This is a genomic window from Pseudomonas sp. DF5 (genome assembly GCF_058148225.1).
This window is the reverse complement of the sequence record NZ_JBYVYM010000017.1, coordinates 19,330-45,649: the sequence shown is the minus strand read 5'-3', so window position 1 is coordinate 45,649 and position 26,320 is coordinate 19,330. Positions and strand designations below refer to the sequence as shown.

22 protein-coding genes are annotated in these 26,320 nt (G+C 60.4%); 5 read left to right on the top strand and 17 right to left on the bottom strand.

Annotated features, from left to right (window positions below; genetic code table 11):
- Positions 1–72: 72 nt before the first annotated feature.
- From AC30D7_RS16945 to AC30D7_RS16910, 8 genes are all read right to left on the bottom strand, one after another.
- Positions 73–1,425 carry an LLM class flavin-dependent oxidoreductase gene (locus AC30D7_RS16945; protein ID WP_490134831.1) on the bottom strand — a complete coding sequence of 451 codons (1,353 nt, stop codon included), beginning with the start codon at positions 1,423–1,425 and terminating at the stop codon, positions 73–75.
- Positions 1,425–2,618: an SfnB family sulfur acquisition oxidoreductase gene (locus AC30D7_RS16940; protein ID WP_490134830.1), complete on the bottom strand. Its 1,194-nt coding sequence runs from the start codon at positions 2,616–2,618 to the stop codon at positions 1,425–1,427. The genes AC30D7_RS16945 and AC30D7_RS16940 overlap by 1 nt, the downstream gene beginning before the upstream one ends.
- A 23-nt stretch (positions 2,619–2,641) precedes the next feature.
- Entirely contained in the window at positions 2,642–3,883 is a 1,242-nt protein-coding gene (locus AC30D7_RS16935; RefSeq protein ID WP_019581727.1) for an SfnB family sulfur acquisition oxidoreductase, read from the bottom strand.
- A 393-nt stretch (positions 3,884–4,276) separates the two neighbouring features.
- On the bottom strand, positions 4,277–5,035 hold the full coding sequence (locus AC30D7_RS16930; protein WP_490134829.1) for a hypothetical protein: 759 nt from the start codon (positions 5,033–5,035) through the stop codon (positions 4,277–4,279).
- 505 nt (positions 5,036–5,540) lie between these two features.
- On the bottom strand, positions 5,541–6,290 hold the full coding sequence (gene tcyN, locus AC30D7_RS16925; RefSeq protein ID WP_490134828.1) for an L-cystine ABC transporter ATP-binding protein TcyN: 750 nt from the start codon (positions 6,288–6,290) through the stop codon (positions 5,541–5,543).
- A gap of 4 nt (positions 6,291–6,294) precedes the next feature.
- Positions 6,295–6,960: a cystine ABC transporter permease gene (gene tcyL / locus AC30D7_RS16920; protein WP_490134827.1), complete on the bottom strand. Its 666-nt coding sequence runs from the start codon at positions 6,958–6,960 to the stop codon at positions 6,295–6,297.
- A complete protein-coding gene (tcyJ, locus tag AC30D7_RS16915) occupies positions 6,960–7,754 on the bottom strand; it encodes a cystine ABC transporter substrate-binding protein (protein WP_490134826.1) in 795 nt (264 codons plus the stop codon). The genes tcyL and tcyJ overlap by 1 nt, the downstream gene beginning before the upstream one ends.
- A 339-nt stretch (positions 7,755–8,093) precedes the next feature.
- Entirely contained in the window at positions 8,094–9,086 is a 993-nt protein-coding gene (locus AC30D7_RS16910) for a D-cysteine desulfhydrase (protein ID WP_490134825.1), read from the bottom strand.
- Positions 9,087–9,275: 189 nt separating this feature from the next.
- Here AC30D7_RS16910 and epsC point away from each other — a divergent pair, with 189 nt between their 5' ends.
- From epsC to mgrA, 3 genes are all read left to right on the top strand, one after another.
- A complete protein-coding gene (gene epsC / locus AC30D7_RS16905) occupies positions 9,276–10,202 on the top strand; it encodes a serine O-acetyltransferase EpsC (RefSeq protein ID WP_490134824.1) in 927 nt (308 codons plus the stop codon).
- Positions 10,203–10,627: 425 nt separating this feature from the next.
- Positions 10,628–12,583, top strand: coding sequence for a choline transporter BetT (betT, locus tag AC30D7_RS16900; protein ID WP_019651516.1), 1,956 nt, complete (start codon positions 10,628–10,630; stop codon positions 12,581–12,583).
- 135 nt (positions 12,584–12,718) lie between these two features.
- Positions 12,719–13,756 (top strand): L-glyceraldehyde 3-phosphate reductase, encoded by a 1,038-nt coding sequence (mgrA, locus tag AC30D7_RS16895; protein ID WP_490134823.1) that lies wholly within the window; start codon positions 12,719–12,721, stop codon positions 13,754–13,756.
- A 163-nt stretch (positions 13,757–13,919) separates the two neighbouring features.
- Here the strand turns inward: mgrA and tauD are convergent, their stop codons facing one another.
- The 7 genes from tauD to AC30D7_RS16860 all read right to left on the bottom strand — a co-directional run bounded on the left by tauD (position 13,920) and on the right by AC30D7_RS16860 (position 22,222).
- Entirely contained in the window at positions 13,920–14,762 is an 843-nt protein-coding gene (gene tauD / locus AC30D7_RS16890; RefSeq protein WP_490134822.1) for a taurine dioxygenase, read from the bottom strand.
- A gap of 39 nt (positions 14,763–14,801) precedes the next feature.
- Entirely contained in the window at positions 14,802–15,635 is an 834-nt protein-coding gene (gene tauC, locus AC30D7_RS16885) for a taurine ABC transporter permease TauC (RefSeq protein ID WP_490134821.1), read from the bottom strand.
- Positions 15,632–16,426, bottom strand: coding sequence for a taurine ABC transporter ATP-binding subunit (tauB, locus tag AC30D7_RS16880; RefSeq protein WP_490134820.1), 795 nt, complete (start codon positions 16,424–16,426; stop codon positions 15,632–15,634). The genes tauC and tauB overlap by 4 nt, the downstream gene beginning before the upstream one ends.
- 16 nt (positions 16,427–16,442) lie before the next feature.
- On the bottom strand, positions 16,443–17,420 hold the full coding sequence (tauA, locus tag AC30D7_RS16875) for a taurine ABC transporter substrate-binding protein (protein WP_490134819.1): 978 nt from the start codon (positions 17,418–17,420) through the stop codon (positions 16,443–16,445).
- Between the two features lie 296 nt (positions 17,421–17,716).
- A complete protein-coding gene (gshA, locus tag AC30D7_RS16870) occupies positions 17,717–19,300 on the bottom strand; it encodes a glutamate--cysteine ligase (protein WP_490134818.1) in 1,584 nt (527 codons plus the stop codon).
- Positions 19,301–19,514: 214 nt separating this feature from the next.
- On the bottom strand, positions 19,515–19,898 hold the full coding sequence (locus AC30D7_RS16865) for a PaaI family thioesterase (RefSeq protein ID WP_490134817.1): 384 nt from the start codon (positions 19,896–19,898) through the stop codon (positions 19,515–19,517).
- Positions 19,898–22,222, bottom strand: coding sequence for a Tex family protein (locus AC30D7_RS16860; RefSeq protein WP_105347291.1), 2,325 nt, complete (start codon positions 22,220–22,222; stop codon positions 19,898–19,900). The genes AC30D7_RS16865 and AC30D7_RS16860 overlap by 1 nt, the downstream gene beginning before the upstream one ends.
- A 361-nt stretch (positions 22,223–22,583) precedes the next feature.
- Between AC30D7_RS16860 and ompR the strand changes: the two genes are divergently transcribed.
- Complete coding sequence (ompR, locus tag AC30D7_RS16855; protein ID WP_476216386.1) at positions 22,584–23,324, top strand: osmolarity response regulator transcription factor OmpR; 741 nt, start codon at positions 22,584–22,586, stop codon at positions 23,322–23,324.
- Positions 23,325–23,439: 115 nt separating this feature from the next.
- Positions 23,440–24,753, top strand: coding sequence for an ATP-binding protein (locus AC30D7_RS16850; RefSeq protein ID WP_490134816.1), 1,314 nt, complete (start codon positions 23,440–23,442; stop codon positions 24,751–24,753).
- Between the two features lie 128 nt (positions 24,754–24,881).
- Here the strand turns inward: AC30D7_RS16850 and rimK are convergent, their stop codons facing one another.
- On the bottom strand, positions 24,882–25,787 hold the full coding sequence (gene rimK / locus AC30D7_RS16845) for a 30S ribosomal protein S6--L-glutamate ligase (protein ID WP_007903081.1): 906 nt from the start codon (positions 25,785–25,787) through the stop codon (positions 24,882–24,884).
- Positions 25,784–26,263: a retropepsin-like aspartic endopeptidase RimB gene (rimB, locus tag AC30D7_RS16840; protein ID WP_490134815.1), complete on the bottom strand. Its 480-nt coding sequence runs from the start codon at positions 26,261–26,263 to the stop codon at positions 25,784–25,786. The genes rimK and rimB overlap by 4 nt, the downstream gene beginning before the upstream one ends.
- Positions 26,264–26,320 lie beyond the last annotated feature (57 nt).

Here is a 26,320-nt window from a genome sequence, read left to right as displayed (position 1 = left end):
CAGCAGGTTTTGCGACTGCTGCGCAGTCGAGCGGGGCGATGCGGCGTTCCGACAAGCTCCCTCGCCACAGGATTAGCGGCGGAACGCAGAGCCTGTGTGTTGCTCAGGTAAATGCGCGTCACGCTGAAACAGCTTTTCCCGCAGACTGCCGTCGTCGTAAGCGGTCTTGTACGAGCCCCTGCGTTGCAACTCGGGAATCACCAGCTCAATGAAATCCACATAGCTTTCCGGGGTGACGATCCGTGTCAGGTTGAAGCCGTCTAGGCCGGTTTCGGCAATCCATGATTCCAGCTCATCGGCCACTTGCTCAGGCGAGCCGACCACGGTGATGTAGCGGCCACCGAGGGCGTGTTGTTCCAGCAGTTTGCGGCGGGTCCAGTCGTTGTTTTGCAGGTTCTTGGTGGCGGACTGGATGGCGTTGCTCTTCACGTACTGAATCGGTTCGTCGAGTTCGTACTCGGAAAAATCGATCCCGGTGGACGCCGAAAAGTGCGCCACGCCGGCCTCGGCGCTGGCGTAGCTCAGGTACTCGGCATGCTTGGCCCAGGCCAGCGCTTCGGTGGCGCCGACGATCACGTTTAAACCCATGAACACCTTGATGTCCCAAGGATTGCGCCCGGCCTCGACGGCGCTGGCGCGAACCTTGTCCACTTGAGCCCGGGTCGCCGGTTTGTTCTGGCCGCTGATGAACACGCACTCGGCATGCTGACCGGCGAACAGCAGGCCTCTATCGGAACTGCCGGCCTGGAACAGCACCGGCGTGCGTTGTGGTGACGGCTCGCAGAGGTGATATCCCTCGACCTGATAGAACTCGCCCTTGTGCTCGACCTTGTGCACTTTGTCTGGCTGGGCGTAGATCCGTTGCTCGCGGTCGTTGAGCACCGCGCCGTTTTCCCAGCTGCCTTCCCAGAGCTTGTAGAGCACTTGCAGGTATTCGTCGGCCTGGTCGTAGCGTCGGTCGTGTTCCACCTGCTCGCTGAGGCCCATGGCCTTGGCGGCACTGTCCAAATAGCCGGTGACGATGTTCCAGCCGACCCGGCCGCGACTCAGATGATCAAGCGTCGACAGGCGTCGGGCGAACAGATACGGCGGCTCGTAGGTCAGGTTGGCGGTCAGGCCGAAGCCGAGGTTCTTGGTGACTGCGGCCATGGCCGAGACCAGGAGCAGCGGATCGTTGACCGGCAACTGGATCGACTCTTTGAGCGGCACGTCGACCGAGTTCTGGTAGACGTCGTACACGCCGACGATGTCGGCGATGAACAAACCGTCGAACAGTCCGCGCTCGAGCAGTTGCGCCAGTTCGGTCCAGTATTCGATCGTCTTGTACTGGGTGGACGTGTCCCGTGGGTGGGTCCACAGACCATGGTTGATGTGCCCGATGCAGTTCATGTTGAACGCGTTGAGCAGGATCTTCTTTTTGCTCATCAAATGGTCCCCCGCAACGGCGGGTTTTCATCGTTGAGGTAGTAATTGCCCACCGCGTGATACTTCCAGCGCACCGGGTCGTGCAGGGTGTGCACCCGGGCGTTGCGCCAGTGGCGATCCAGGCCGTGCTCAATCAGAGTTGCTTGGCTACCGGCTAATTCGAACAGCGTGCTGCCGGCGGCGAGCGAGATTTCTGTGCTGATGGCCCGGGCTTCGGCAACCGCAATCGACGCGGCGGCGACGGTCTCGGCATTGGTGTCGGCCTGGGCCTGGTCAAGGAATTCGCCGGAGCGCTCCAGCAAGGCTTCGGTGGCGTGCAGGCGAATGCTCAAGTGGCCGAAGCTCTTGAGGGTCAGTGGGTCTTCGGTGGCTGTTTCATGCGTGGCGTCGATCCACGGCCGGGTTTTGGTCCGCACGAAATGCAATGCATCTTCATAGGCTGCGCGGGCAATGCCGGTGTCGATCGCGGCGTGGAGAATCTGCGCCAATGGGCCGACAGTGGTCGGGCGCTCGAATGCGCTTTGAAACGCGATCACGTCTTCGGCGGCAACGTAGACATCCTCGAACACCACCGAACCGCTGCCGGTGGTGCGCTGGCCGAAGCCGCTCCAGTCATCGATGACCGTCAGGCCTTTGCTGTTGTGCGGGACGAAGGCCAGCTGCTGCACGCCGTTTTCATCCACTACTGAGGTGGGGATGCGCTGGGCGTAAATGGCGCCGGTGGCGTAGAACTTGCGGCCGTTGATGCGATAGCCGTCACCGTCGCGGGTCAAGCGGGTGACGCGGTCATGGGCGGTTTTGGTGCCCAGTTCCGCCAGTGCATTGCCGAAACGCTGGCCGGCCAGCACTTCGGCGTACAGGCGCTTTTTCTGCTCATGGCTGCCGTTCACACGGAGCACTTCGAGGGCGTAGAAATGGTTTTGCGGGATCTGCCCGAGGGAGCCGTCGGCCTGGGCGATCAACGCGATCACTTTGGCCAGGGTGACGTTGGAAGCCCCGGCGCCGCCGTATTCCTTTGGCACGCTGATGCCCCAAAGACCCGAACGGGAAAACACTTCCAGTTCTGGGTGCGGCAATCGACGTTCGCGGTCGCGCAGGGCGCTGTCGCGTTTGAAGTCGTCGGCCAGGTCACCGGCGACGATCAGGGCTTGCTCATCGCTGGTAATGACCGCGACGTTTCGAGAAAGAGACATGTGTTTCTCCAGCGATCTGGTCGTTAAATCCAGGAGTGGCGAGCCGGCAACGTGCCGTTCAAGTGATAAGCGCCAACCGCGTGATACTTCCAGCGCACCGGGTCGTGCAGCGTGTGCACCCGGGCATTGCGCCAGTGGCGGTCGAGGTTGAACTCGGCGAGGGTGGCGCGGCTGCCGGCCAGCTCGAAGAGTTTTTCGCTGGCCAGCAGCGAGATCTCGGTGGTCAGCACTTTGGCCTCGGCAACGGCAATCGAGGCGCGTGCCGCAGACTCGGCGGTGAGCGGCGCGGCGTTGACCTGATCGAGCACTTGCCCGGCCTTGCGCAGCAGCGCTTCGGCGGCGTGCAGTTCGATTTTCAGCTTGCCGATATCGGCGATCACGTAGAGGTCGTCGCTGGCCCGTTCGACCTTGGCGTCGATCCAGGGCCGGGCACGGGTTTTCACGAATTCGATGGCGTCATCGATAGCGCCCCGGGCGATGCCGGCGTCGATGGCCGCTTGAATCAGTTGCGACACGGCGCCCTGAGTGTTCGGGCTGTCGTTGATCCTCCAGTTATCCACCACCAGCTCGGCGTCGACCCGCACGTTGTTGAGCAAAATGGTGCCGCTGGCGGTGGTGCGCTGGCCGAAACCCGACCAGTCATCGACGATGCGCAGGCCCGGGGTGCCACGACGAACGAAGGCCAGCACTTGCTTGCCGTCGTCGTTCAGCACTTTGACGGCCACCCAGTGGGCGAACAATGCGCCGGTGGAGTAGAACTTCTGCCCGTTGATGACGAAGCCATCGCCGTCGGCGGTGATTCGCGCCTTGAGCTCCAGGGTATTTTTGGTACCGCGCTCAGGGCCTGCGTTACCGATCCGCCAGCCTTCGAGCACGCTTTTGAACAGCTGTTTTTTCTGCGACTCGGTGGCACTACCCAGTATCAGGTTGAGAATCCCGAACTGGTTCTGCGGGATCTGCCCCAAGGCCGGGTCGGCTGCGGAAATGATCGCGAAGACTTCGGCAACGGTGACGAATGAAACCTGTGGGCCGCCGTATTCACGCGGGATGGCAATGCTGCCCAAGCCGCTGCGGGTGAACTGTTCGATTTCCGACCAGGGCAACTTGCGCTGCTGGTCACGTTTAGCGGCTTGCAGGCGCGCGACTTGCGCCAGCTCTTGGGCAGCCTTGATGGCTTGTGCGTCGTTGCGCAAGACCTGCGCGGGCAACAACAATGGGGCTATGTCCAGATCACTCTGAACGATTGCATCTGCCAGACTGGACATCAGTGCCGCTCCTTGGCTGCACGCAATGCCCTGGCGATTTGCACTGGGGTGATTGTGTTCCGGACCATACCTACCTCACATCTCATGAAAGCGCCGCAGGTGTTGCGGCGAACGAAAAACACGAATGTCCGGTGGTCCGGTTTATATACCCTAAACGTGTATAAATAATTAATGAACTAACTTTTAGGAATATGCATAGAAGGGTGGCATCGCCAGGACGGTCGAGCCCTGTGGCGAGGGAGCTTGCTCCCGTTCGGCTGCGAAGCAGTCGCAAAATCGGCCGTCACGATTCAATTACACAAACACGTGAGCCAGTTTTGGGGGCGCTTCGCACCCCAGCGGGAGCAAGCTCCCTCGCCACAAAAAGCCCTCATATCGTGCACTACAGGTGCTTCACTTCTTTCGAGGCTCAGCAGCTTTGAGCACTTCTTTGGGCGGAACTTTCAGGTAAGGATTGGCACAGCCGATTTTCAATGTGCGTGCCGGTGCCCAGCGCGAGTTGTTGCCCACCCGGTCGAGGATGCAGTAGGTCACCTCCAGTCGAAGGTCTTCGCCGGCTTCGAGAATGATTGCCGGTGGCACCCAGATGTGAATCGGCTGGCCCACATCGTCGGCCTTGAGTTTGGGCAGGTCCATGCGCACGTCGCCCCAACGCAGGGTGATTTCATCGTCGGCGGCCATGTTCAGGTACGGTTCGATGGTCAATGGCACGCCGCGTTTGACCTGATTCGGATTGACCCCCTGACGGCGAATGGTCTCGGGGATGAACACGGGCGCCAGACTCTGGTTTTCTTCGCCGCAAAGGGGCAGGCCGCCTGGGCAATCGAGTTTGATCTGGATGCGCGCCGCCGGTGATACAGCCGGCCCTTGCCCGATCTGCATGACCTTGTAATGGACGCGCGCAGAACCATTGGCAATGAAGCTTTCCGGTACCCGCAGGCTCACCGCTTTGCCGCCATGATCAGCTCCCAATACGCTGGAGGCCACATAGCAGTCGTCCCAGAACAGCTCGATCAGATCGCCCTCGTCCATGCCGGAGTAGGGCGGCACGTCGATCATAAGATGAGCGGCTGAGGTGATGTTGATGCCAGTCTTGTGAGTTTGCGCCAGGGTCGGGGCCGCAAGTTCAGGTTTGTTCGAAGTGCTTGTCATGGGGTTCTCTCCTTGAAGCCTTGCCGCGAAGTCCGTTTCTGAAAGATCGAAAGGCGTGAATTACCAGGCAACAAAACGATTCATTTTTTGTGTACTTGAAGAGTGATCGAGTTTGATGAAAGTCGCTTGTTGGAGACTAGATAAGAGTGCGTTTGAATAGGTGTCAATAGAGCTGATTGGTTAAAGGATGGTTGTTGGGTTATTCAGAAATTTCCTACGCCGTATAGTTAATAAACCACATCACGCTGTCGAATTTAATCCAGTATTTGGGTGGATTTAAGCCTCGCAGGCAACAACCAGCTGTCTGTGGGTAGAGAGTGTTTTTATGGATTTTAGGAGAAGTAAATCTGTTGCAGGACATATATATGTACCGCATGGGGTGGCGGTAAGTTGCTTACGGTTCGGATGAGTCGAATAAAACGAGGGGAGAGGGGCGTGAGTTGTTTGGAATGGAAGAATGTCACTTCCATCCATGGAAGTTGACGTTTTTTTAAAATGAGAACAACTAAACGTTATTGAGGAACTTGCTGAGAAACTGCTTCGTCCGCTCTTCTTTCGGATTGGCAAACAACGCCTTGGCCTCGCCCTGTTCGACGATCACACCTTTGTCGAAAAACACCACGCGGTTGGCCACGTCCCGGGCAAAGCCCATTTCGTGGGTGACAATCACCATGGTGCGTTTCTCCTCGGCCAGCCCGCGGATAGTCGCCAACACTTCGCCTACCAACTCCGGGTCCAGTGCCGAGGTGGGTTCATCGAACAGGATCACTTCCGGTTCCATCGCCAGCGCCCGGGCAATCGCCACGCGCTGTTGCTGACCACCGGAAAGGCGACGCGGGTAAGCATCTTCCTTGCCCGCCAGGCCGACCTTGGCCAACAGCTTTTTACCCAGGGCAACGGCGTCGTCCCGTGGGATTTTCTTCACCACGATCGGCCCTTCGATAACGTTTTCCAGGGCCGTGCGATGGGGGAACAGGTTGAAGTTCTGGAACACGAAACCTACGTGCTGGCGCAAGCGCCGTACCAGGCTTTGCTGCTGGCTCAGGGGGCGGCTGCCATCGATCTCGATGTCACCGACCTTGATCCGGCCGCTGCTGGGTTCTTCCAGAAAATTCAGGCAACGCAGAAACGTGGTCTTGCCCGAACCGCTGGGGCCGATGATTGCCACCACCTCGCCTTCCTTCACCTGCAGATCGATGCCGTTGAGCACCACCTGACCCTTGAACTGCTTTGTCAGTTTTTCCACGACAATCATTGGGTCAGGACTCCTGGTCGTGCCGATTGACCCGCACTTCCAACTTGTTCTGCAGGTGCGAAAGCACCGTGGCCAGAACCCAGTAGATCAGCGCGGCGGCAAGATACATGGTGAAAATTTCGAAGGTACGGGCGGTAATCAGCTGCGCCTGGCGGAACAGCTCCGGCACCTGAATGGTGGCCGCCAGGGCGGTGTCCTTGACCAGCGAGATGAAGCTGTTGCCCAGCGGCGGCAGGGCCGTGCGCATCGCTTGCGGCAGAATGGCCCGGCGCAGGGTTTGCGCGCGGGTCATGCCGATACTGGCCGCGGCTTCCCACTGGCCGCGCTCGATGGAGCTGATCGCGGCACGCAGGATTTCACAGGCGTAGGCGGCCATGTTCAGCGAGAAGCCGATCAGGGCTGCCGGCAGCGGATCAAGTTCGATGCCCAATTGCGGCAAGCCGTAATAGATCACGAACAGTTGCACCAGCAACGGCGTGCCGCGAAAGAACGACACGTAGATGCGGGCAATCCAGTTCACCAGTTTGAAGCGCGACAGACGCATCAACGCCAGGCCGAAGCCCATCAGCAGGCCGAAGAACATCCCGCCCAGGCTCAAGATGACCGTGTAGTACGCGCCCTTGAGCAGGAAGGGCGCGGAGTCCAGCGCGAGTTGGAAAGCTTCTCCCATTATTGAGTGACGTCAGCGCTGAAGTATTTTTCCGAAAGCTTTTTCAGCGTACCGTCGGCACGCAGCTTGTCGATGGCTTTGTTTACCGCGGCCAGCAGTTCAGGCTCGCCTTTGCGCAGGGCAATACCGGCTTCCTGGCGGGAGAATGCTTCCCCGGCGGCGGCAGTGTCCTTGGCCTTCCTGGCGTATTCCAGCGCGGCCAGGCGGTCGATCAGAATGGCGTCGATGCGGCCGACGCGCAGATCCTGGAACTTGGTCGGATCATCTTCGTAGGTGCGGATGTCAGCCTTAGGCACATTTTCTTTCACCCACTGCTCGTAGTTGGTGCCCAGGCCTACGCCGACTTTCTTGCCGGCCAGATCGGCGGCGGTCTTGATGGTGTCTTTGTTTTTGGTCAGGGTCAGGGCCTGAATCCCGGAAACGGTGTACGGCTCGGAGAAGTCATACTTCTTCTTGCGCTCTTCGGTGATGGTCACCTGGTTGATCACCGCGTCCAGACGCTTGGATTCCAGGGCTGCGAGGATGCCTTCCCATTTGGTCGGTTGCAGTTTGACCTTCACGCCCAGTTCTTTGGCCAAGGCTTCGGAGAACTCGACTTCGAAACCGCTCAGTTTGCCGGCCTCGTCGACGAAGCTGAACGGTGGATAAGTGCCTTCCAGACCGACGTTGATCACGCCCGCGTCCTTGATTTTTTGCAGTTGCTCTCCGGCAACCGCTTGCCCGAGCAGGCCGGCGCTCAGCGCCAGGCCCAACGAGCCCACCAGCAGATTTCGACGTAGTGCGGAAAAATTCATGACAAGCCCCTGTGTTTTCTTATGGAAGACGCTTAAGGAAAGTTGGCAAATTCGGGATTTGAACGACTGCGATATCCTGCCCTAAAGCAGCTTATGCGTCTTGCAGCAAATTCGCCTGCGGCGCGACTATATGATGTCGTCTTTAGATAGGAAAATAATAAATATTAAGTTTGTTATTCTTTAATTGAATATTTGAGGAATGCATTCCTGTGGCGAGGGGGCTTGCCCCCGTTCGGCTGCGAAGCAGTCGTAATGTCTGCTGACTCGATATGACTGCCGGACACAAGGGGCCGTTGCGCGACCCAACGGGGGCAAGCCCCCTCGCCACAGGACTATCGGCTATAAAAAGTCTTTGTAGGCAAACAACGCCGGCGCCCCGCCGGTGTGCAGGAAGATGATCGGGCCGTCATCGAAGCGCTGGCGCCCGATGCCGTCGAGCAAACCGGCCATGGCCTTGCCGGTATATACCGGGTCCAGCAACAACCCCTCCTGGCTCGCCAACAGCTTCACCGCCGCCAGCGTCCCGGCATTCGGCTCGCCATAACGCGGGCCGAAATATTCGTCCCACAGTTCGACTTTGAAACTCGCCGGCAGGCTCACGCCCAACAGTTCTGCCGTGCGCTCGGCGAGGCCCTGGACTTTCGGTCGTTGAGCTTCATCACTACGGGAAACGGTCACACCGATCACTGGCAAATCCGGCAATACTTCGCTCAACGCCAGCGCCAAGCCGCTATGGGTGCCGGCACTGCCGGAGGCCAGGACCACGGCGGCGAATTGCAGGCCGGTGTCCTTGATCTGCTCGGCCAGTTCCAGGCCCGCACGGACATAACCCAAAGCGCCCACTGCGTTGGAGCCGCCAATCGGCACCAGATAGGGTTTCTTGCCGTTGCTGCGCAGACGTGCGGCCAGCGCTTGCAATTGCTCGTCAGCGTTGTCGAGGTTTTCCACCAGTTCGACCTTGGCATCGAACAGATCCAGCAACAGCCGATTGCCATTGCCGAGGTAGTTGCTATCGTCAGTGCCGAGCGGGTTCTCCAGCAACGCCACACAGCCCAGGCCAAGCTTGGCCGCAATGGCGGCGGTCTGGCGCACGTGGTTGGACTGAATCGCGCCAGCGGTGATCAGCGTATCGGCGCCCTGGGCCAGGGCATCGGCGGCGAGGTATTCGAGTTTGCGCAGCTTGTTGCCGCCCAGTGCCAATGGCGTCAGGTCATCGCGTTTGACGTACACGTCGCGACCCAGCCAGGTCGACAGGCGTTCGAGTTTTTCCAGGGGAGTCGGGCGACCGAGCAGGTCCAGGCGGTTAAAACGGGCAAGCTGTTGTTTGATCATGGGTCCGTACTGGCGGAGGAAGATGTCAGGACTATAGGCACGGGTATTTAGTGGGGCAACTGCCAATCGCTTATAGCCAAAAGTATTGAGCACAGCACTATTGGTTCTTAATTCGGCTGCAAGCCGTTGCCGTAAAGTAATCGCCGTCAACGCGGCCAGACAGTCCGGCCGCCCGTGAGGAGTTTTACCGTGAGCGAGCGTTCCAGCCATTGGCAATTGCAGACCATCGTCAGCCAACTGCGTACGGCGCGCGACCAGTGGCGCGCACAAAACGGCCGCGCCAGCACCGAGCAGGGCGGTCGCGAGTTGCCGTCCCGAGCGGCCATGGCGGACATTCTCGAAGCCTTGTGCGGTGCGCTGTTCCCGATGCGTCTGGGTCCGGTGGATTTGCGCGAGGAGAGTGAGGACTTCTACGTTGGCCACACCCTGGACGTGGCGTTGAATGCATTGCTGGCTCAGGCGCGGCTCGAATTGCGTTACGTCGCTCGCCACAGTGCCGGGGTCGATACTGAAGTCGAAGCCAAGGCCATCCGGATCATTCAGGACTTCGCCCTTGCACTGCCGGGGTTGCGCAGCCTGTTGGACACCGACGTGCTGGCGGCTTATCACGGTGATCCGGCGGCTCGTAGCGTTGATGAAGTGCTGCTGTGCTATCCGGGGATTCTGGCGGTGATTCACCATCGTTTGGCTCACCATTTGTACCGCGCCGGGTTGCCGTTGCTGGCGCGGATCAGCGCGGAAATCGCCCACTCGGCCACCGGTATCGACATCCACCCTGGCGCGCAGATCGGTCGCAGCTTCTTCATCGACCACGGCACGGGTGTGGTGATCGGCGAAACCGCGATCATTGGCGAGCGGGTGCGGATTTATCAGGCCGTGACGTTGGGCGCCAAGCGCTTCCCGGCGGACGAAGACGGCCAGTTGCAGAAGGGCCATCCGCGGCATCCGATCGTCGAGGACGACGTGGTGATCTATGCCGGCGCAACGATTCTGGGGCGGATCACCATCGGCAAGGGCTCGACGATTGGCGGCAACGTCTGGCTGACCCGTAGCGTGCCGGCCGGGTGCAACCTGACCCAGGCGAATCTGCAGCATGATGATGGGACGCAGAAATAGGGTCCAAAATCTCTAGTGGTCTTTCTGACGCCATCGCGGGCAAACCACGCTCCCACAGGGTTTGTGTCGAACGGTAATTCCGTGAACGACACAAACCCTGTGGGAGCGTGGCTCGCCCGCGATGGTTTCAAGCCGGGCGAAATAATGGCCTTTAGCTGATTTTCCGCTGAACGAATCCCGCAAACCCCGCGTCATACCCCTTCCTTGAGCCAGCGCAGGAAAGCTACCGCCAAGCCCTGCGATTAGTCCTTAGCACCCTATTCATGTTTAACTTGAACGCTCATTCAAGTTAAACCGGTGGTTCGCCGCCCGCTCACAACAGGAGGCTTGCCTTTGCTGAGTCCGATTTTTACAGCCACGTTTTCCCCCCTCGAGGTGCACCGTTCATGAGTGCATCGTCCATCCCCGCAAGCGGCCAGGTCCGCATGAATCCGCCGGTGTTTTACTTCGCGGCGACCTTCATTTTGTTGTTCGCCGTCGTGGTCATGGCGATCCCCGAACAGGCCGGTGCCTGGCTGTTGCAAGCGCAAAACTGGGCGGCCAATACGGTCGGCTGGTACTACATGCTCGCGATGACGCTGTATCTGGTCTTCGTGGTGGTCACCGCCTTGTCCGGCTACGGCAAGATCAAGCTCGGTGCCGACCACGACGAGCCCGAATTCAGTTACCTATCGTGGGCCGGCATGCTGTTCGCCGCCGGGATCAGCATCACGCTGTTCTTCTTTTGCGTGTCCGAACCACTTACGCATTTGGTGCAACCACCACAAGGCGAGGCCGGTACGGCGGAGGCGGCGCGTCAGGCGATGCAGATTCTGTTTCTGCACTGGGGCCTGCACGGCTGGGGCGTGTTCGCCTTCGTCGGCATGGCGCTGGCCTATTTCGCCTATCGACATAACCTGCCGCTGGCCCTGCGTTCGGCGCTGTACCCGCTGATCGGCAAGCGTATCAATGGCCCCATCGGTTATGCGGTGGACGGCTTCGGCATCATCGCCACGGTGTTCGGCCTCGGTGCCGACATGGGCTTTGGCGTTTTGCACCTCAACTCGGGCCTGGACTACCTGTTCGGCATCGCCCACACCCAGTGGATTCAGGTGGGCCTGATCACGCTGATGATGGGTGCGGCGATCATCGTCGCGGTGTCTGGCGTCGATAAAGGCGTGCGGGTGATGTCCGACATCAACATGCTGTTGGCCTGTGCGCTGCTGCTGTTCGTGTTGTTCGCCGGCCCCACCCAGCACTTGCTCAATACGCTGATCCAGAACCTCGGCGATTACCTCGGCGCCTTGCCGATGAAGAGTTTCGACCTCTACGCCTATGACAAACCCAGCGACTGGCTGGGCGGCTGGACGGTGTTCTACTGGGCCTGGTGGATTGCATGGTCGCCATTCGTGGGCCTGTTCATTGCGCGGATTTCCCGTGGCCGGACCATCCGCGAATTCGTCTTCGGCGTGCTGCTGATCCCGCTCGGTTTCACCCTGGCGTGGATGTCGATCTTCGGCAACAGCGCCATCGATCAGGTGCTCAACCACGGCATGAGCGCGCTCGGCATGTCGGCCATCGACAACCCGTCGATGACGCTTTACCTGCTGCTGGAGACCTACCCGTGGAGCAAAACCGTGATCGCGGTCACGGTGTTCATCAGCTTCGTGTTCTTCGTCACCTCTGCCGACTCCGGCACCGTGGTGTTGTCGACCTTGTCCGCCAAGGGTGGCAATCCCGATGAGGACGGGCCGAAATGGCTGCGAGTGTTCTGGGGCGCGATGACGGCACTGGTGACCAGCGCACTGCTGTTCTCCGGCAGCATCGACGCCTTGAAGTCGGCGGTGGTGCTGACCTCGTTACCATTCTCGATGATTTTGCTGCTGATGATGTGGGGCCTGCACAAGGCGTTTTACCTGGAGTCGCAGAAGCAGATCGCGCAACTGCATTCCCTGGCACCGGCGTCTGGATCACGGCGCGGCGGTTGGCGTCAGCGCTTGAGTCAGGCAGTGCATTTCCCGTCTCGGGATGAGGTTTATCGCTTCCTTGATACCACGGTGCGCCCGGCGATTGAGGAAGTGACCGCAGTGTTTGTCGAGAAGGGGTTGCACGTGGTCACTCAGCCCGACCCGGCCAACGACAACGTCAGCCTGGAAATCGGTCACGGTGAACTGCATCCGTTCATCTATCAGGTGCAAATGCGCGGTTACTTCACGCCGTCTTTCGCCCGGGGTGGCATGGGCTCCAAGCAACTCAACAACCGCCGTTACCACCGTGCCGAAGTGCATTTGCGCGAGGGCAGTCAGGACTACGATCTGGTGGGTTACACCAAGGATCAGGTGATCAACGACATCCTCGACCAGTACGAGCGGCACATGCAGTTTTTGCATTTGGTGCGTTGATCGATCGGTGGTCAGGCTTTTTGAAACGTTTCAGCAATTAGTCGAATCCGGGGTTTTTTGTTGTTTTTCCGGGCGTATGCTGGGCGACTGGCGAAGCAGTCGATACCAGATTCAAGACAGACAAGAGAGGATTCGATGACCTACACCGCTGCCGAAAACCGCTACGACTCCATCCCATACCGCCGCGTAGGCCGCAGCGGGCTGGTGCTGCCGGCACTGTCCCTGGGGCTGTGGCACAACTTCGGCGACAGCACGCCGATCGACATACAGCGCTCGTTGCTGCGCACGGCGTTCGATCTGGGCATCAACCACTTCGATCTGGCCAACAACTATGGCCCGCCGTACGGCAGCGCCGAGATCAACTTCGGTCGGTTGCTGCGTGAAGACTTCAAGCAGTATCGCGACGAGCTGATCATCTCCAGCAAGGCCGGTTGGGACATGTGGCCGGGCCCATACGGGCAGGGCGGCGGTTCGCGCAAATACGTGCTGGCCAGTCTCGACCAGAGCCTGCAACGCCTGGGCCTCGATTACGTCGACATTTTCTATTCCCACCGCTTCGACCCGGACACGCCACTGGAAGAAACCGCCAGTGCACTGGCCACGGCCGTGCAGCAGGGCAAGGCGTTGTACATTGGTATCTCGTCTTACTCCGGGGTGAAAACCCGGGAAATGGCCGCGTTGCTCAAAGAGTGGAAAGTCCCGCTGCTGATCCACCAGCCGGCCTACAACCTGCTCAACCGCTGGGTGGAAAGGGATCTGCTGGATGTCACCGACGAACTCGGTACCGGCGTGATCGCCTTCACGCCGTTGGCGCAGGGCCTGTTGACTGACAAATACCTCAACGGCATTCCGAAGGATGCGCGGGTCAACCGTCCGGGCGGCGACTCATTGCAATCGTCGCACCTGTCCGAAGCCAACATCGCCCAAGTGCGGGCGCTCAATGGAATCGCCAAGCGTCGTGGTCAGAGCCTGGCGCAACTGGCGCTGGCCTGGACCCTGCGCGATCCACGGGTGACCTCGGCGTTGATCGGCGCGAGCCGGCCGGAGCAGATCATCGAGAACGTCGGGGCGCTGAAGAACCTGAGTTTTAGCGTGGAAGAACTGGCGGAGATTGATCGATTTGCCCAGGAGGGCGGGGTCAATTTGTGGGAGAAGCCTTCGATGGCTGAATAAGTGTTCGACGCCAGGTGCTCTGGCGTCTGTTACATCGCTTTCGCGGGCAAGCCCGCTCCCACAGTGGTCGCGGGTGTTCACAAGAATTGTGTTCACTACCGATCCCTGTGGGAGCGGGCTTGCCCGCGAAGGGGACTTCAAAGTTACTACAAAAACTGGCGGATCAGCGGAAGAAAGGCACATCCCCCAACACCGTCGCCCGCTGCATCACCCGCCGCGCCGGGCGGTAATCATCCACCGCGTAATGCTGGGTCACTCGGTTATCCCAAAACGCGATGTCGTCTTTTTGCCAGCGCCAGCGAATGGTGAAGTCCGGCCGTGTGGTGTGGGCGAACAAGAACTTCAGAATCACCTCGCTTTCCGTCTCCGAGAGTTCATTGATCTTCGACGTGAAGCCCTCGTTGACGAACAACGACCGGCGCCCGCTCACCGGATGCGTGCGAATCACCGGGTGTGACAGCGGCGGGTTCTTGCGCCGGGCTTCTTCCCACTGGGTCAATGCCTCCGGCGTGTTGCCATAGCGCTCCAGTGGAAACGAACGGGTGAAGTCATGAGTAGCGGTCAGCCCTTCGAGCAAGGTTTTCATCGGCGCGGACAACGCTTCATACGCCGCAATACCGCTGGCCCACAGGGTGTCGCCACCAAACTCCGGCAGCAACTTGGCGCTGAGCACCGCACCCATCGCCGGAGTCGGCAGGAAGGTCACATCGGTGTGCCAGATTGCGTTATCTCGCACATCGGTGACGGCGGTGTCGAGGATCAGCACTTCGGGTTGCTCCGGCACATTCGGGTAGATCGGATGGATATGCAGGTCGCCGAAATAAGCAGCGAATCGCGCCTGTTGCTGTGGCTCGATCGGCTGGTTACGGAAGAACAGCACCTGATACTTGAGCAGCGCCTGTTCGATGACGTCGCATTGCTCCACGTTCAGCGGCTGGCTGATGTCGACGCCGCTAATTTGCGCGCCGAGGGCGCAGCTGAGGGGGACGATGGTCAAGTTACTCATGGCGGTTCTCTTCAATCCAGGGTGTCGACACATGAATATTCAGTGAGCCTGGCCATGCCACGGCACCAGTTTGCGTTGCAGGGCGCGCAGGCCCATTTCCATGGCGAAGGCGATCAGCGCGATCACCAGAATCCCCAGCACCACCACATCGGTGACCAGGAACTGCGCGGCTGACTGCACCATGAAGCCCAAACCGCTGGTGGCGGCGATCAACTCGGCAGCCACCAGCGTCGACCAACCCACCCCCAAGCCAATGCGCACACCGGTCAAAATGTCCGGCAAGGCACTGGGCAGAATCACATGGCGAATCAACTGCGCCCGAGTCGCACCCAACGACTGTGCAGCGCGCAATTTCGCCGGGTCGACGGTGCGCACGCCGGTGGCGGTGGCGATGGCTATCGGGGCGAAGATCGCCAGGTAGATCAGCAAGACTTTCGACAGCTCACCAATGCCGCACCAGATCACGATCAGCGGCAAGTAGGCCAGAGGCGGAATCGGGCGGTAAAACTCGATCAGCGGATCGAGAATGCCGCGAGCGATGCGGTTGTGGCCGATGGCAATGCCGACCGGCACCGCGGTCAGCACCGCGAAGCCCAGGCCCAAACCGATGCGGCTGAGGCTCGCGCCCAAGTGCTGCCACAAGGTCGAATCCATGTAGCCGCTGGTCACCAACAGCCAGCCTTTTTGCAGCACGGCGGAGGGGGGCGGCAGGAATAATGGTTCGATCAAACCGGTGGCGGTGACGGCCCACCAGATCGCCAACAGCGCGATCAGGGTCAATACGCTGATCCAGCGGGTGCTGATACGGCGGCGCAGCGCAATCACCCTCGAGCCCGGTTTCACCGTCGCGGCGGGAATTCCATAACTGCTCATGCGCGCTCCTGCCGCTGGACGGCACTGCGTTGGGAGAACACTTTGGCGAGCACGTGTTCGCGGGTTTCGATAAAACGCGGGTCGGATTTGATCGAGCGTGCCGACTCCCCTGCGGCGTAACGCTGGCCGAAATCCAGGCTCAGACGCTCGACAACTTGCCCGGGGTTCGGCGCCAGCAGGATCAGATCCGTAGCGAGGAACACCGCTTCTTCAATATCGTGGGTAATCAGGAACACCGGTTTGGCGGTGCGCTGCCAGACCTGCAACAGCAGCTCCTGCATCTGTTCGCGGGTGAAGGCGTCGAGGGCGCCGAAGGGTTCATCCATCAGCAAAACCCGAGGGTCGGCGGCAAGGGCGCGAGCCAGGCCAACCCGTTGCTTCTGCCCGCCCGAGAGTTGCCAGATGCGGCGGTTTTCGAAACCGGAAAGGTCCACCAGGGCGAGCATTTCCCGGGCGCGCTGTTCACGTTTTTCCCGCGCAGCGCCAGCCAGTTCCAGGCCGAAACCGACGTTGGCCAGCACGTCTTGCCAAGGCAGCAGGGCGTCGTCCTGGAACACTACGCCGCGCTCGGCGCTCGGGCCTTTGACCGGCACACCGTCAAGGGTGATGCGCCCGGCACTGGGCTCGACGAACCCGGCAATCAGGTTCAACAGCGAAGTCTTGCCACTGCCGGACGGGCCGAGGGCGACCAGCAACTGCTGGGGTCCAAGGCTCAGGGAAATATCCGCCAGCACAGGTTCCGCTGCACCGGGGTACTGTGCGCTGACGCGCTCCAGCTGTAGCAAAGCCATCGCGGTCAACTCCCGATCAGTTGGTGATGTACTTGGCGCTGACGTACGGCGCGTAGTCCGGCAGCACGGCCTCGACCTTGCCTTGTTCCTTGAGGAATACGGCGGTGTCGGTAATGGCCTTGGTGGTCGGTGCGCCGAGGGTGATCACCTGATCAGCCGCCAGCGGGTACACGTTGCCTTGCAGCAGCAGCGGAATATCGCTGGCCTTGGCGCCGGAAAGTTTCACCAGTTTGTCGACGTTACTTTGGTTGGCCAGCCAGGCTTGCGGATCCTTGCGGTAGTCGGCGTAGGCATCGAGGGTCACTTTGGCGAATGCGGTGACGATCTCCGGATGCTTCTCGGCGAAATCCTTGCGCACGATCCAGGCATCGAAGGTCGGCGCGCCGAACTTGGCCAGCTCGCCGGAAGTGATCAGCACTTTGCCGTTTTCCTTGGCCACACCCAGAGCCGGGTCCCACACGTAGGTGGCGTCGATGTCACCGCGCTTCCATGCCGCGATGATCGCCGGCGGTGCGAGGTTGAGCACGGTGACTTTCGACGGGTCGATGTTCCAGTGCTTCAGCGCGGCCAGCAGGCTGTAGTGGCCGGTGGAGACGAACGGTACGGCGATTTTTTTGCCGATCAGGTCTTGCGGGGTCTTGATCCCGGAACCGTCGCGCGCGACCAAGGCTTCGGCAGCGCCGATCTGGGTGGCGATGAGGAAGGTTTCCACCGGCACTTTACGGGTGATTGCCGCCGTCAGGGGGCTGGAACCGAGGTAACCGATCTGCACATCGCCGGAAGCGATGGCGGCGATGATGTCGGCGCCGCTATCGAATTTACGCCAGTCGATATTGGCTTTGGTGGCTTTTTCGTAGGCGCCGTCGGCTTGGGCGACTTTGGCCGGGTCTACGGTGGTCTGGTAGGCGACGGTCACATCTGCCGCCTGAACCAGGAAACTCGCCGCAGCCAGTGACGCGGCCGCCAGGAGGCGAAGGGGGGAAGTCAGTTTCATGGGGAAGCTCCTTTTCAGACGACCGGGAGTCGGCGTGAAAAAGAGACTAAATGATATAAGAAACTTAAAATAAATAACTTTTTAGAATTAGCATATGAGCGGAAAATTCTAAGGGAGAATAGTCGTGTATTGCTCTTTTGGCGAGGGAGCTTGCTCCCGCTGGACCGGGCTGGCGCTCCAGGCCGAAGGACTCCCAAAAACAGCGAAGGTATTGTGTCAGATTAAACAGCGTCGCAGATTTTACGGCTGCTGCGCAGCCGAGCGGGAGCAAGCTCCCTCGCCACAGAGATTTACGTCTAATTGCTGATCGCCAGAATGCTCGCCTGATACGACCCGACAAACACATCGAAATCGCCGACTTCGTTCTGTTCAAGCTCAGCCTGTTGAGCCAGTGACGAACGCGCCAGCTCTTCAAACCTGGCCTGTTCTTCGCCTGAAAGCGGCTCGCTGCGGAAAAACTCCGCATGCACCTGACTCTGGCGCAAGGAAAACTGGGCGAAGCTTTCCTTGTGTTCGGCCATCGCCGCCAGCACCTGGGCCGATGGCGTCAGGGACGAGTCCTGGACTTTGGCCATTTGGGCGTCCAGCGCCTTGCTGTGGGCATCGCCGCCATGGCTCTGATCCAGCAACGCCGCCAATGGTGCAATCTTCTCCAGCAATTCGCCGGCCCATTCCTTCATGTCCACCGCTTGCCCGTCGCGTTGCAGTTGCAGGCCCGGACGACGACCTTCCTTGACCACGCTGAGGAAGTTCGACGTCGCGTTACCGCAGCTGGTACTGGTCAGCAGTGGGCTGTCGTTCAGCGCGCAGTACAGCAGGAATGCGTCGAGGAACCGTGATTCGGTGAGGTCGATGCCCATCGGCAGGAATGGGTTGATGTCCAGGCAGCGGACTTCGACGTATTGAATGCCACGGGCCACCAGCGCCTGAATCGGCCGTTCGCCGGTGTAGGTCACGCGCTTGGGGCGGATGTTGGAGTAGTACTCGTTTTCGATCTGCAGGATGTTGGTGTTGAGCTGAACCCACTCACCGTCCTTGTGCGTCCCCACCTCGACGTACGCTGGATACGGCGTAGCCACCGCTTTGCGCAGGCTGTCGGTGTAGCTGGTCAGGTCGTTGTAGCACGGCGTCAGACCGGCCTGGGCGTTGCTCTGGTAACCCAGATCGCTCATGCGCAGGCTGGTGGCGTACGGCAGGTACAAAGTGTCCGGATCCAGTTGTTCCAGCTGATGCGAGCGACCGCGCAGGAAGCCGGCGTCCAGCGCTGGCGAGGCGCCGAACAGGTACATCAGCAGCCAGCTGTAGCGACGGAAGTTGCGGATCAGCGCGATGTAGGCCGACGACTGATAGTCGCGGTCGGTGCCGACAAAGCCTTCGGCCTCTTTAAGCAGCGGCCAGAGCTTTTCCGGCAGGGAAAAGTTGTAGTGGATCCCGGCGATGCACTGCATGGTTTTGCCGTAACGCAGGGCCAGGCCTTTGCGATAGACATACTTGAGCTGACCGATGTTGGAGGTGCCGTAATAGGCGATCGGGATGTCTTCCTCGGCCGGCAACGGGCACGGCATCGACGGACTCCACAGGTACTCGTCGCCGAGCTTGCTGTAGGCAAACCGGTGAATCTTGTCCAGGCTCGCCAGCGTATCCGCCGGGTCTGGCAGGGCCGGTGTGATGAACTCCAGCAGCGATTCGGAGTAGTCAGTGGTGATTTGTTCGTTGGTCAGCGCGGAACCCAATGCTTCGGGGTGCGGCGTTTGCGCCAGGCGCCCTTCGCCTGTCACGCGCAGGCATTCACGTTCGATGCCGTGAAGGCACTGTTCGAGCAGAGAGAGGTTAGCGCGCTCGCCGAGCAGAGCCAGGCGGCGGTTGAGAAGTTCGCTCAAGTTGGATTCCTTCACGCGTCAGTCGCCCCAATATGGGGGTGGGCAAGACGGTCTACAAGGGTGAAGTTGAAACTGGCGTTTTCGCCTGGTTCTTGAGCCATACAGGCCCGTATTGAAAGGCCAACTTCAATCCTTGAATCTGGCAGACACGAGCGAAGGAAACTCCGACGCTGTAGTCACAGCGCCGAAATTAACTCAAATTGATGATTGGGGGCTACAGGACAGCGAACGTGCCTTGTGCTTTTGCGACCAGTTTGTCGCCTTGCATCACATCGGCCTCGACGACAAGCGTGCGACGGCCCGGGTGGATCACCCTGGCCGTGCACATCACTTCACCGTCGGCGACGGCGCGGATGTAGTTGATCTTGCACTCGATGGTCGCGCTTTGCTGGTCAAAGCCGTGGGTGCTGGAGCAGGCCAGCCCCATGGCAATGTCCACCAGACTGAACAAAGCCCCGCCGTGCAGCTTGCCGCCGCGATTGCGCAACTGTGGATCCAGCGCCAGGGCGACTTGCGCCACCCCGGTGTCCAGGCTGTGCAAGCGACACCCCAGCAGCTTGAAAAATGCGCTTTCGGTCAAGCCGGCCGGGATCTCCATCAACGTTTCTTCAACTGCTTGGCGTTGGCGAACAGCGACGCCATGGCGTTGTTGGTCGGAGCCGCTGCCGGGGTTTCCTTGCGCGGCGCGGTGTTCTGGGATTGGCGCGGAGCCGACCCCGGACGTGCACCACGGGCACCGTCGATCTTCTCGCCCGGGGTATCGCTCATGCGCATCGACAGGCCGACGCGTTTGCGTGGGATATCGACTTCCATGACCTTCACCTTGACCACATCACCGGCCTTCACCGCTTCGCGTGGATCCTTGATGAACTTCTCCGACAGCGCGGAAATGTGCACCAGACCGTCCTGATGCACGCCGATGTCGACGAAGGCACCGAAGTTGGTCACGTTGGTAACCACGCCTTCGAGGATCATGCCCAGTTGCAGGTCCTTGAGGTCTTCGACGCCGTCCTGGAACTCGGCGGTCTTGAACTCGGGACGCGGGTCGCGGCCAGGTTTTTCCAGCTCTTGCAGAATGTCGGTGACCGTCGGCAGGCCGAACGTTTCGTCGGTGTACTTCTTCGGATCCAGGCGCTTGAGGAACGCGGCGTCGCCGATCAGCGAGCGAATGTCGCGGTCGGTTTCAGCGGCAATGCGCTGCACCAGCGGATAGGCTTCCGGGTGAACCGCCGACGAATCCAGCGGGTTATCGCCATTCATTACGCGCAGGAAGCCGGCGGCCTGTTCGAAGGTTTTTTCACCCAGGCGGGCGACTTTCTTCAATGCCGCACGGGTTTTGAACGCACCGTGCTCGTCGCGGTGGGCAACGATGTTCTGCGCCAGGGTCGCGTTGAGGCCGGAGATGCGCGCCAGCAGCGCCACGGATGCAGTGTTCACGTCCACGCCCACGGCGTTCACGCAGTCTTCGACCACTGCGTCCAGGCCGCGCGCCAGTTTCAGCTGCGACACGTCGTGCTGGTATTGGCCAACGCCGATGGATTTCGGATCGATCTTCACAAGCTCGGCCAGTGGATCCTGCAAGCGACGAGCGATGGACACCGCGCCACGGATCGACACGTCCAGGTCCGGGAATTCCTTGGAAGCCAGTTCCGAGGCCGAGTAAACCGATGCCCCAGCCTCGGAGACCATGACTTTGGTCATCTTCATGGCTGGGTATTTTTTGATCAGCTCAGCGGCCAGTTTGTCGGTTTCGCGGCTGGCGGTGCCGTTGCCGATGGCGATCAGGTCCACCGAATGCTTGGCGCACAGGGCGGCGAGCACGGCGAGGGTCTGGTCCCACTTGTTGTGCGGCACGTGCGGGTAAACCGTGGCGTGGTCCAGCAGCTTGCCGGTGGCGTCGACCACGGCCACCTTGCAGCCGGTGCGCAGGCCCGGGTCGAGGCCCAGGGTGGCACGCGGGCCGGCCGGCGCGGCCAGCAGCAGGTCGTGCAGGTTGTGGGCGAACACGTTGATCGCTTCGGTTTCCGCGCCGTCGCGCAGCTCGCCCAGCAGGTCGGTTTCCAGGTGGGTGTAGAGCTTGACCTTCCAGGTCCAGCGCACCACTTCACCCAGCCATTTGTCGGCGGCGCGGTTCTGGTTCTGGATGCCGAATTGCTGGCCGATCATGCCTTCGCACGGGTGCATGGTGCCCGGCAGCTCGTCACCGACTTTCAGCGCGGAGCTGAGAATGCCTTCGTTGCGGCCACGGAAAATCGCCAGTGCGCGGTGGGACGGCATGCTTTTCAGCGGTTCGTCGTGTTCGAAGTAGTCGCGGAACTTGGCGCCTTCCTCTTCCTTGCCGGCGATCACGCGGGCACTGAGGGTGGCTTCCTGCTTGAGGTAGTTGCGCAGCTTGTCCAGCAGGCCCGCGTCTTCGGCGAAGCGCTCCATGAGGATGTACTTGGCGCCTTCGAGGGCGGCCTTCACATCGGCCACGCCTTTTTCGGCGTCGATGAAGCGCGCCGCTTCGGTTTCCGGGTTCAGGGTCGGATCGTTGAACAGGCCGTCGGCCAGTTCGCCGAGGCCGGCTTCCAGGGCGATCTGGCCCTTGGTGCGGCGCTTCTGCTTGTACGGCAGGTACAAGTCTTCGAGGCGGGTCTTGGTGTCGGCGAGCTTGATGTCGCGCTCAAGCTGCGGGGTCAGCTTGCCTTGCTCCTCGATGCTGGCGAGGATGCTGATGCGCCGTTCGTCGAGTTCTCGCAGGTAGCGCAGACGCTCTTCCAGATGACGCAGTTGCGTGTCATCGAGGCTGCCGGTCACTTCTTTCCGGTAGCGGGCGATGAAGGGCACCGTGGAGCCTTCATCGAGTAGCGCGACGGCCGCTTCGACCTGTTGTGGGCGGACGCCGAGTTCCTCGGCGATGCGGCTGTTGATGCTGTCCATAAAACCACCTGACAAATTGTGAAAGCAGGCTCGCAGGCGCGGAAATAGGGCCTTCGCGAGTCTGGTTGAGCGGCCTGGCGAGCGCCGCTACCTGGATCAACAGGCTTGCCGTTGACCCGTGAAATCGAACAATTACTGCCAGCGCCATGAAAATAAAAAGTGGCTACCGGCAATAACGATCAGACGTTGCCTGACACAAAAGGCCGCGCATTATAACCAGCGTTCTGTCATTCGGGGGCATTGCAGGCTGTAGGCGAAAAGACCGGTTTCCTGGCGGTGAAGGAAAAATCTGCTAACAATGCACACGGTGCGTATAACGGCAGCTACGCCATAATGCGCGCCGAGATCAAAGGAGCATCCAATGAGCAGCACTGCACAAACTGCTGAAGGCGAAAAAATTCTTATTGTCGACGACGATCCGGGGCTGAGCAGCCTGCTGGAGCGTTTTTTCGTCAGCAAGGGCTACCGTGCCCGCGCTGTCCCGAACACCGAGCAAATGGACCGCCTGCTGGCGCGTGAAGTGTTCAATCTGGTCGTTCTCGACCTGATGCTGCCCGGCGAAGACGGCCTGACCGCCTGCCGCCGTTTGCGCACGGCGAACAATCAGATTCCAATCATCATGCTCACCGCCAAGGGCGATGAGCTGAGCCGTATCAAGGGCCTGGAACTGGGCGCCGACGATTATCTGGCCAAACCGTTCAACCCGGACGAGCTGATGGCCCGGGTGAAAGCGGTTCTACGGCGTCAGGCGGCACCGGTACCGGGCGCGCCGGGCAGCGAAGACGAAAGCGTGACCTTCGGTGACTACGAGCTGTCCCTGGCCACCCGCGAACTCAAGCGCGGTGACGAAGTGCACATGCTCACTACCGGTGAGTTCGCGGTGCTCAAGGCGTTGGTCATGAACGCTCGTCAGCCACTGACCCGCGACAAGCTGATGAACCTGGCCCGTGGCCGGGAGTGGGATGCCCTGGAGCGTTCCATCGATGTGCAGATCTCCCGTCTGCGCCGGATGATCGAGCCCGATCCGTCCAAACCACGCTACATCCAGACCGTCTGGGGCGTGGGCTACGTATTCGTTCCGGATGGTGCCGCCACGAAGTGATCGGTGATTTGTAGGAGCGGGTCTTGCGGGTAACGGGTCGGATGACCTTTTCCGCAGACTCGCGATCCGCAATATGCGAGCATCGCTCGCTCCTGCAAGTGTGTAGCGGTTACCCATGAAAACCCCTGTTTGGTTCCCCCAGAGCTTCTTCTCCCGCACCCTGTGGCTGGTGTTGATCGTCGTCCTTTTCTCCAAGGCGCTGACGCTGGTTTATCTGTTGATGAACGAAGACGTGCTGGTGGATCGCCAATACAGTCACGGCGTCGCCCTGACGCTGCGCGCCTATTGGGCAGCCGATGAAGAAAACCGCGCGAAGATTGCCGATGCCGCGACCCTGATCCGGGTGGTGGGGGCCGGTGTGCCTGAGGGCGAACAGCACTGGCCATATAGCGAGATCTACCAGCGACAGATGCAGGCTGAACTGGGTGCCGATACCGAAGTGCGATTACGCATGCACTCACCGCCGGCGTTGTGGGTCCGGGCGCCCAGCCTGGGCGATGGCTGGCTGAAAGTGCCGCTGTACCCGCATCCGTTGCGCGGCCAGAAAATCTGGAACGTGCTCGGCTGGTTCCTCGCCATTGGTCTGCTGTCCACCGCTTCGGCGTGGATTTTCGTCAGCCAGCTCAATCAACCGTTGAAACGTCTGGTCTATGCCGCAAGGCAACTCGGTCAGGGCCGCAGCGTGCGCCTGCCGATCAGCGACACACCGAGCGAGATGACTGAGGTTTATCGCGCCTTCAACCAGATGGCTGAAGACGTCGAACAGGCCGGTCGTGAGCGCGAGCTGATGCTGGCCGGGGTGTCCCACGACCTGCGCACACCGCTGACTCGTTTGCGGCTGTCCCTGGAACTGATGGGCGACCACAGCGACCTGACGGACGACATGATCCGCGACATCGAAGACATGGATGCGATTCTTGACCAGTTCCTGGCGTTCATTCGCGACGGTCGTGACGAGTCGGTGGAAGAAGTTGACCTGATCGATCTGGTTCGCGAAGTCGCCGCGCCGTACAACCAGAACGAAGAAAAAGTGCACTTGCGCCTGGAGCCGATCCAGCCGTTCCCGTTGCGTCGGGTGTCGATGAAGCGTTTGCTGAACAACCTGATCGGCAATGCGCTGCATCACGCCGGCAGTGGAGTGGAAGTGGCGGCTTATGTGTCCGGGGATACCAGCGCGCCGTATGTGGTGCTGAGCGTCATGGACCGTGGCGCGGGGATTGATCCGTCGGAGCTGGAGGCGATCTTCAACCCGTTCACCCGTGGCGATCGGGCCCGGGGCGGGAAGGGCACCGGGTTGGGGCTGGCGATCGTTAAGCGGATCGCCTCGATGCATGGCGGGAATGTCGAGCTGCGCAACCGGTCCGGTGGCGGGCTGGAAGCGCGGGTACGGTTACCACTTGGGTTGATGTTGCCTAGAGACGCGGTTTAAAGGCTGGCCCTTTCGCTGGGGTTGGTGGCCCCTTCGCGGGCAAGCCCGCTCCCACAGGTTTTCGGTGATCCCTGTGGGAGTGGGCTTGCCCGCGAAGGCGGCCTTCCAGCCGCCATGAATTTCAGGGTTTAACCTTTGCCTTTGGTCCGCGTCATATTCGGCCCGCCATTCTTCTCCAGATGCTCAATGATGATCCCCGCCACATTCTTCCCAGTGGTGGTTTCAATCCCTTCCAGACCCGGCGACGAGTTCACTTCCATCACCAGCGGGCCGTGATTGGAGCGCAGGATGTCCACTCCCGCCACCGCCAAACCCATGACCTTCGCTGCACGCAACGCGGTCATGCGTTCTTCCGGGGTGATCTTGATCAGGCTGGCGCTGCCACCGCGATGCAGGTTGGAGCGAAACTCCCCTGGCTTGGCCTGGCGTTTCATCGCCGCGATCACTTTGTCGCCAACCACGAAGCAGCGAATATCCGCGCCGCCGGCTTCCTTGATGTATTCCTGAACCATGATGTTCTGCTTCAAGCCCATGAAGGCCTCGATCACCGACTCCGCCGCCGTGGCCGTTTCACACAGCACCACACCGATGCCCTGGGTGCCTTCCAGCACCTTGATCACCAGCGGCGCCCCGTTGACCATCTCGATCAAGTCGGGAATGTCATCCGGAGAGTGGGCAAAACCGGTGACCGGCAAACCGATTCCCCGACGCGACAGCAATTGCAGGGAACGCAGTTTGTCTCGCGAACGGGCGATGGCCACCGATTCGTTGAGCGGAAATACCCCCATCATTTCGAACTGGCGCAGCACCGCGCAGCCGTAAAACGTGACCGATGCGCCGATCCGCGGGATCACTGCATCGAAACCCTCCAGCGGTTTGCCACGGTAGTGGATTTGCGGCTTGTGACTGGCAATGTTCATGTAGGCGCGCAGGGTGTCGATCACCACCATTTCATGGCCACGCTCTATACCGGCTTCGACCAGACGACGGGTGGAATACAGACGCGGGTTCCGCGACAGCACAGCGATCTTCATGCAACACCTGTGGAGAGGGTAGATACCGGGAACACCGGCTTGTCTTGTACGTATTTGATGCCCGGATTGACCACCAACTGGCCGTCGATCAGAGCTTTGGAACCGAGTAACAGGCGATAACGCATGGACTTGCGGCAGGCGAGGGTGAACTCGACCCGCCAGACCCGATCACCGAGGGCCAGGGTGGTGCTGACCACATAGCGCATCTGCGCATGGCCATTGGAGCTTTTAATGGTTTTCCTCGTTACCAGCGGGGCTTCGCAGCGCCGGTGCCGCAATTGCACTACCGTGCCCAGGTGCGCGGTGAAACGCACCCACTGTTCGCCGTCGCGCTCAAACGGCTCGATGTCGGTTGCGTGCAGGCTGGAGGTACTGGCACCGGTATCGATTTTTGCCCGAAGGCCCGCGACTCCCAAATCCGGGAGCGCCACCCACTCGCGCAGACCGACAACGGTCAAATGGTCAAATGTCTTCAAAAGTGCTCAACCGGCAAAAACCGCTCAGGCCGTGTGCGGCCGAATTCGCGGTATTCA

Coding starts and splice junctions, on each gene's coding strand:
- ompR (WP_476216386.1), top strand. CDS start 22,584: ATGAGCAGCACTGCACAAACTGCTGAAGGCGAAAAAATTCTTATTGTC.
- tauB (WP_490134820.1), bottom strand. CDS start 16,426: ATGGCTTTGCTACAGCTGGAGCGCGTCAGCGCACAGTACCCCGGTGCA.
- rimK (WP_007903081.1), bottom strand. CDS start 25,787: ATGAAGATCGCTGTGCTGTCGCGGAACCCGCGTCTGTATTCCACCCGT.
- tauD (WP_490134822.1), bottom strand. CDS start 14,762: ATGAGTAACTTGACCATCGTCCCCCTCAGCTGCGCCCTCGGCGCGCAA.
- AC30D7_RS16850 (WP_490134816.1), top strand. CDS start 23,440: ATGAAAACCCCTGTTTGGTTCCCCCAGAGCTTCTTCTCCCGCACCCTG.
- tauA (WP_490134819.1), bottom strand. CDS start 17,420: ATGAAACTGACTTCCCCCCTTCGCCTCCTGGCGGCCGCGTCACTGGCT.
- mgrA (WP_490134823.1), top strand. CDS start 12,719: ATGACCTACACCGCTGCCGAAAACCGCTACGACTCCATCCCATACCGC.
- AC30D7_RS16860 (WP_105347291.1), bottom strand. CDS start 22,222: ATGGACAGCATCAACAGCCGCATCGCCGAGGAACTCGGCGTCCGCCCA.
- AC30D7_RS16945 (WP_490134831.1), bottom strand. CDS start 1,425: ATGAGCAAAAAGAAGATCCTGCTCAACGCGTTCAACATGAACTGCATC.
- tauC (WP_490134821.1), bottom strand. CDS start 15,635: ATGAGCAGTTATGGAATTCCCGCCGCGACGGTGAAACCGGGCTCGAGG.
- tcyL (WP_490134827.1), bottom strand. CDS start 6,960: ATGGGAGAAGCTTTCCAACTCGCGCTGGACTCCGCGCCCTTCCTGCTC.
- betT (WP_019651516.1), top strand. CDS start 10,628: ATGAATCCGCCGGTGTTTTACTTCGCGGCGACCTTCATTTTGTTGTTC.
- AC30D7_RS16940 (WP_490134830.1), bottom strand. CDS start 2,618: ATGTCTCTTTCTCGAAACGTCGCGGTCATTACCAGCGATGAGCAAGCC.
- AC30D7_RS16930 (WP_490134829.1), bottom strand. CDS start 5,035: ATGACAAGCACTTCGAACAAACCTGAACTTGCGGCCCCGACCCTGGCG.
- tcyJ (WP_490134826.1), bottom strand. CDS start 7,754: ATGAATTTTTCCGCACTACGTCGAAATCTGCTGGTGGGCTCGTTGGGC.
- AC30D7_RS16935 (WP_019581727.1), bottom strand. CDS start 3,883: ATGTCCAGTCTGGCAGATGCAATCGTTCAGAGTGATCTGGACATAGCC.
- AC30D7_RS16865 (WP_490134817.1), bottom strand. CDS start 19,898: ATGGAGATCCCGGCCGGCTTGACCGAAAGCGCATTTTTCAAGCTGCTG.
- AC30D7_RS16910 (WP_490134825.1), bottom strand. CDS start 9,086: ATGATCAAACAACAGCTTGCCCGTTTTAACCGCCTGGACCTGCTCGGT.
- tcyN (WP_490134828.1), bottom strand. CDS start 6,290: ATGATTGTCGTGGAAAAACTGACAAAGCAGTTCAAGGGTCAGGTGGTG.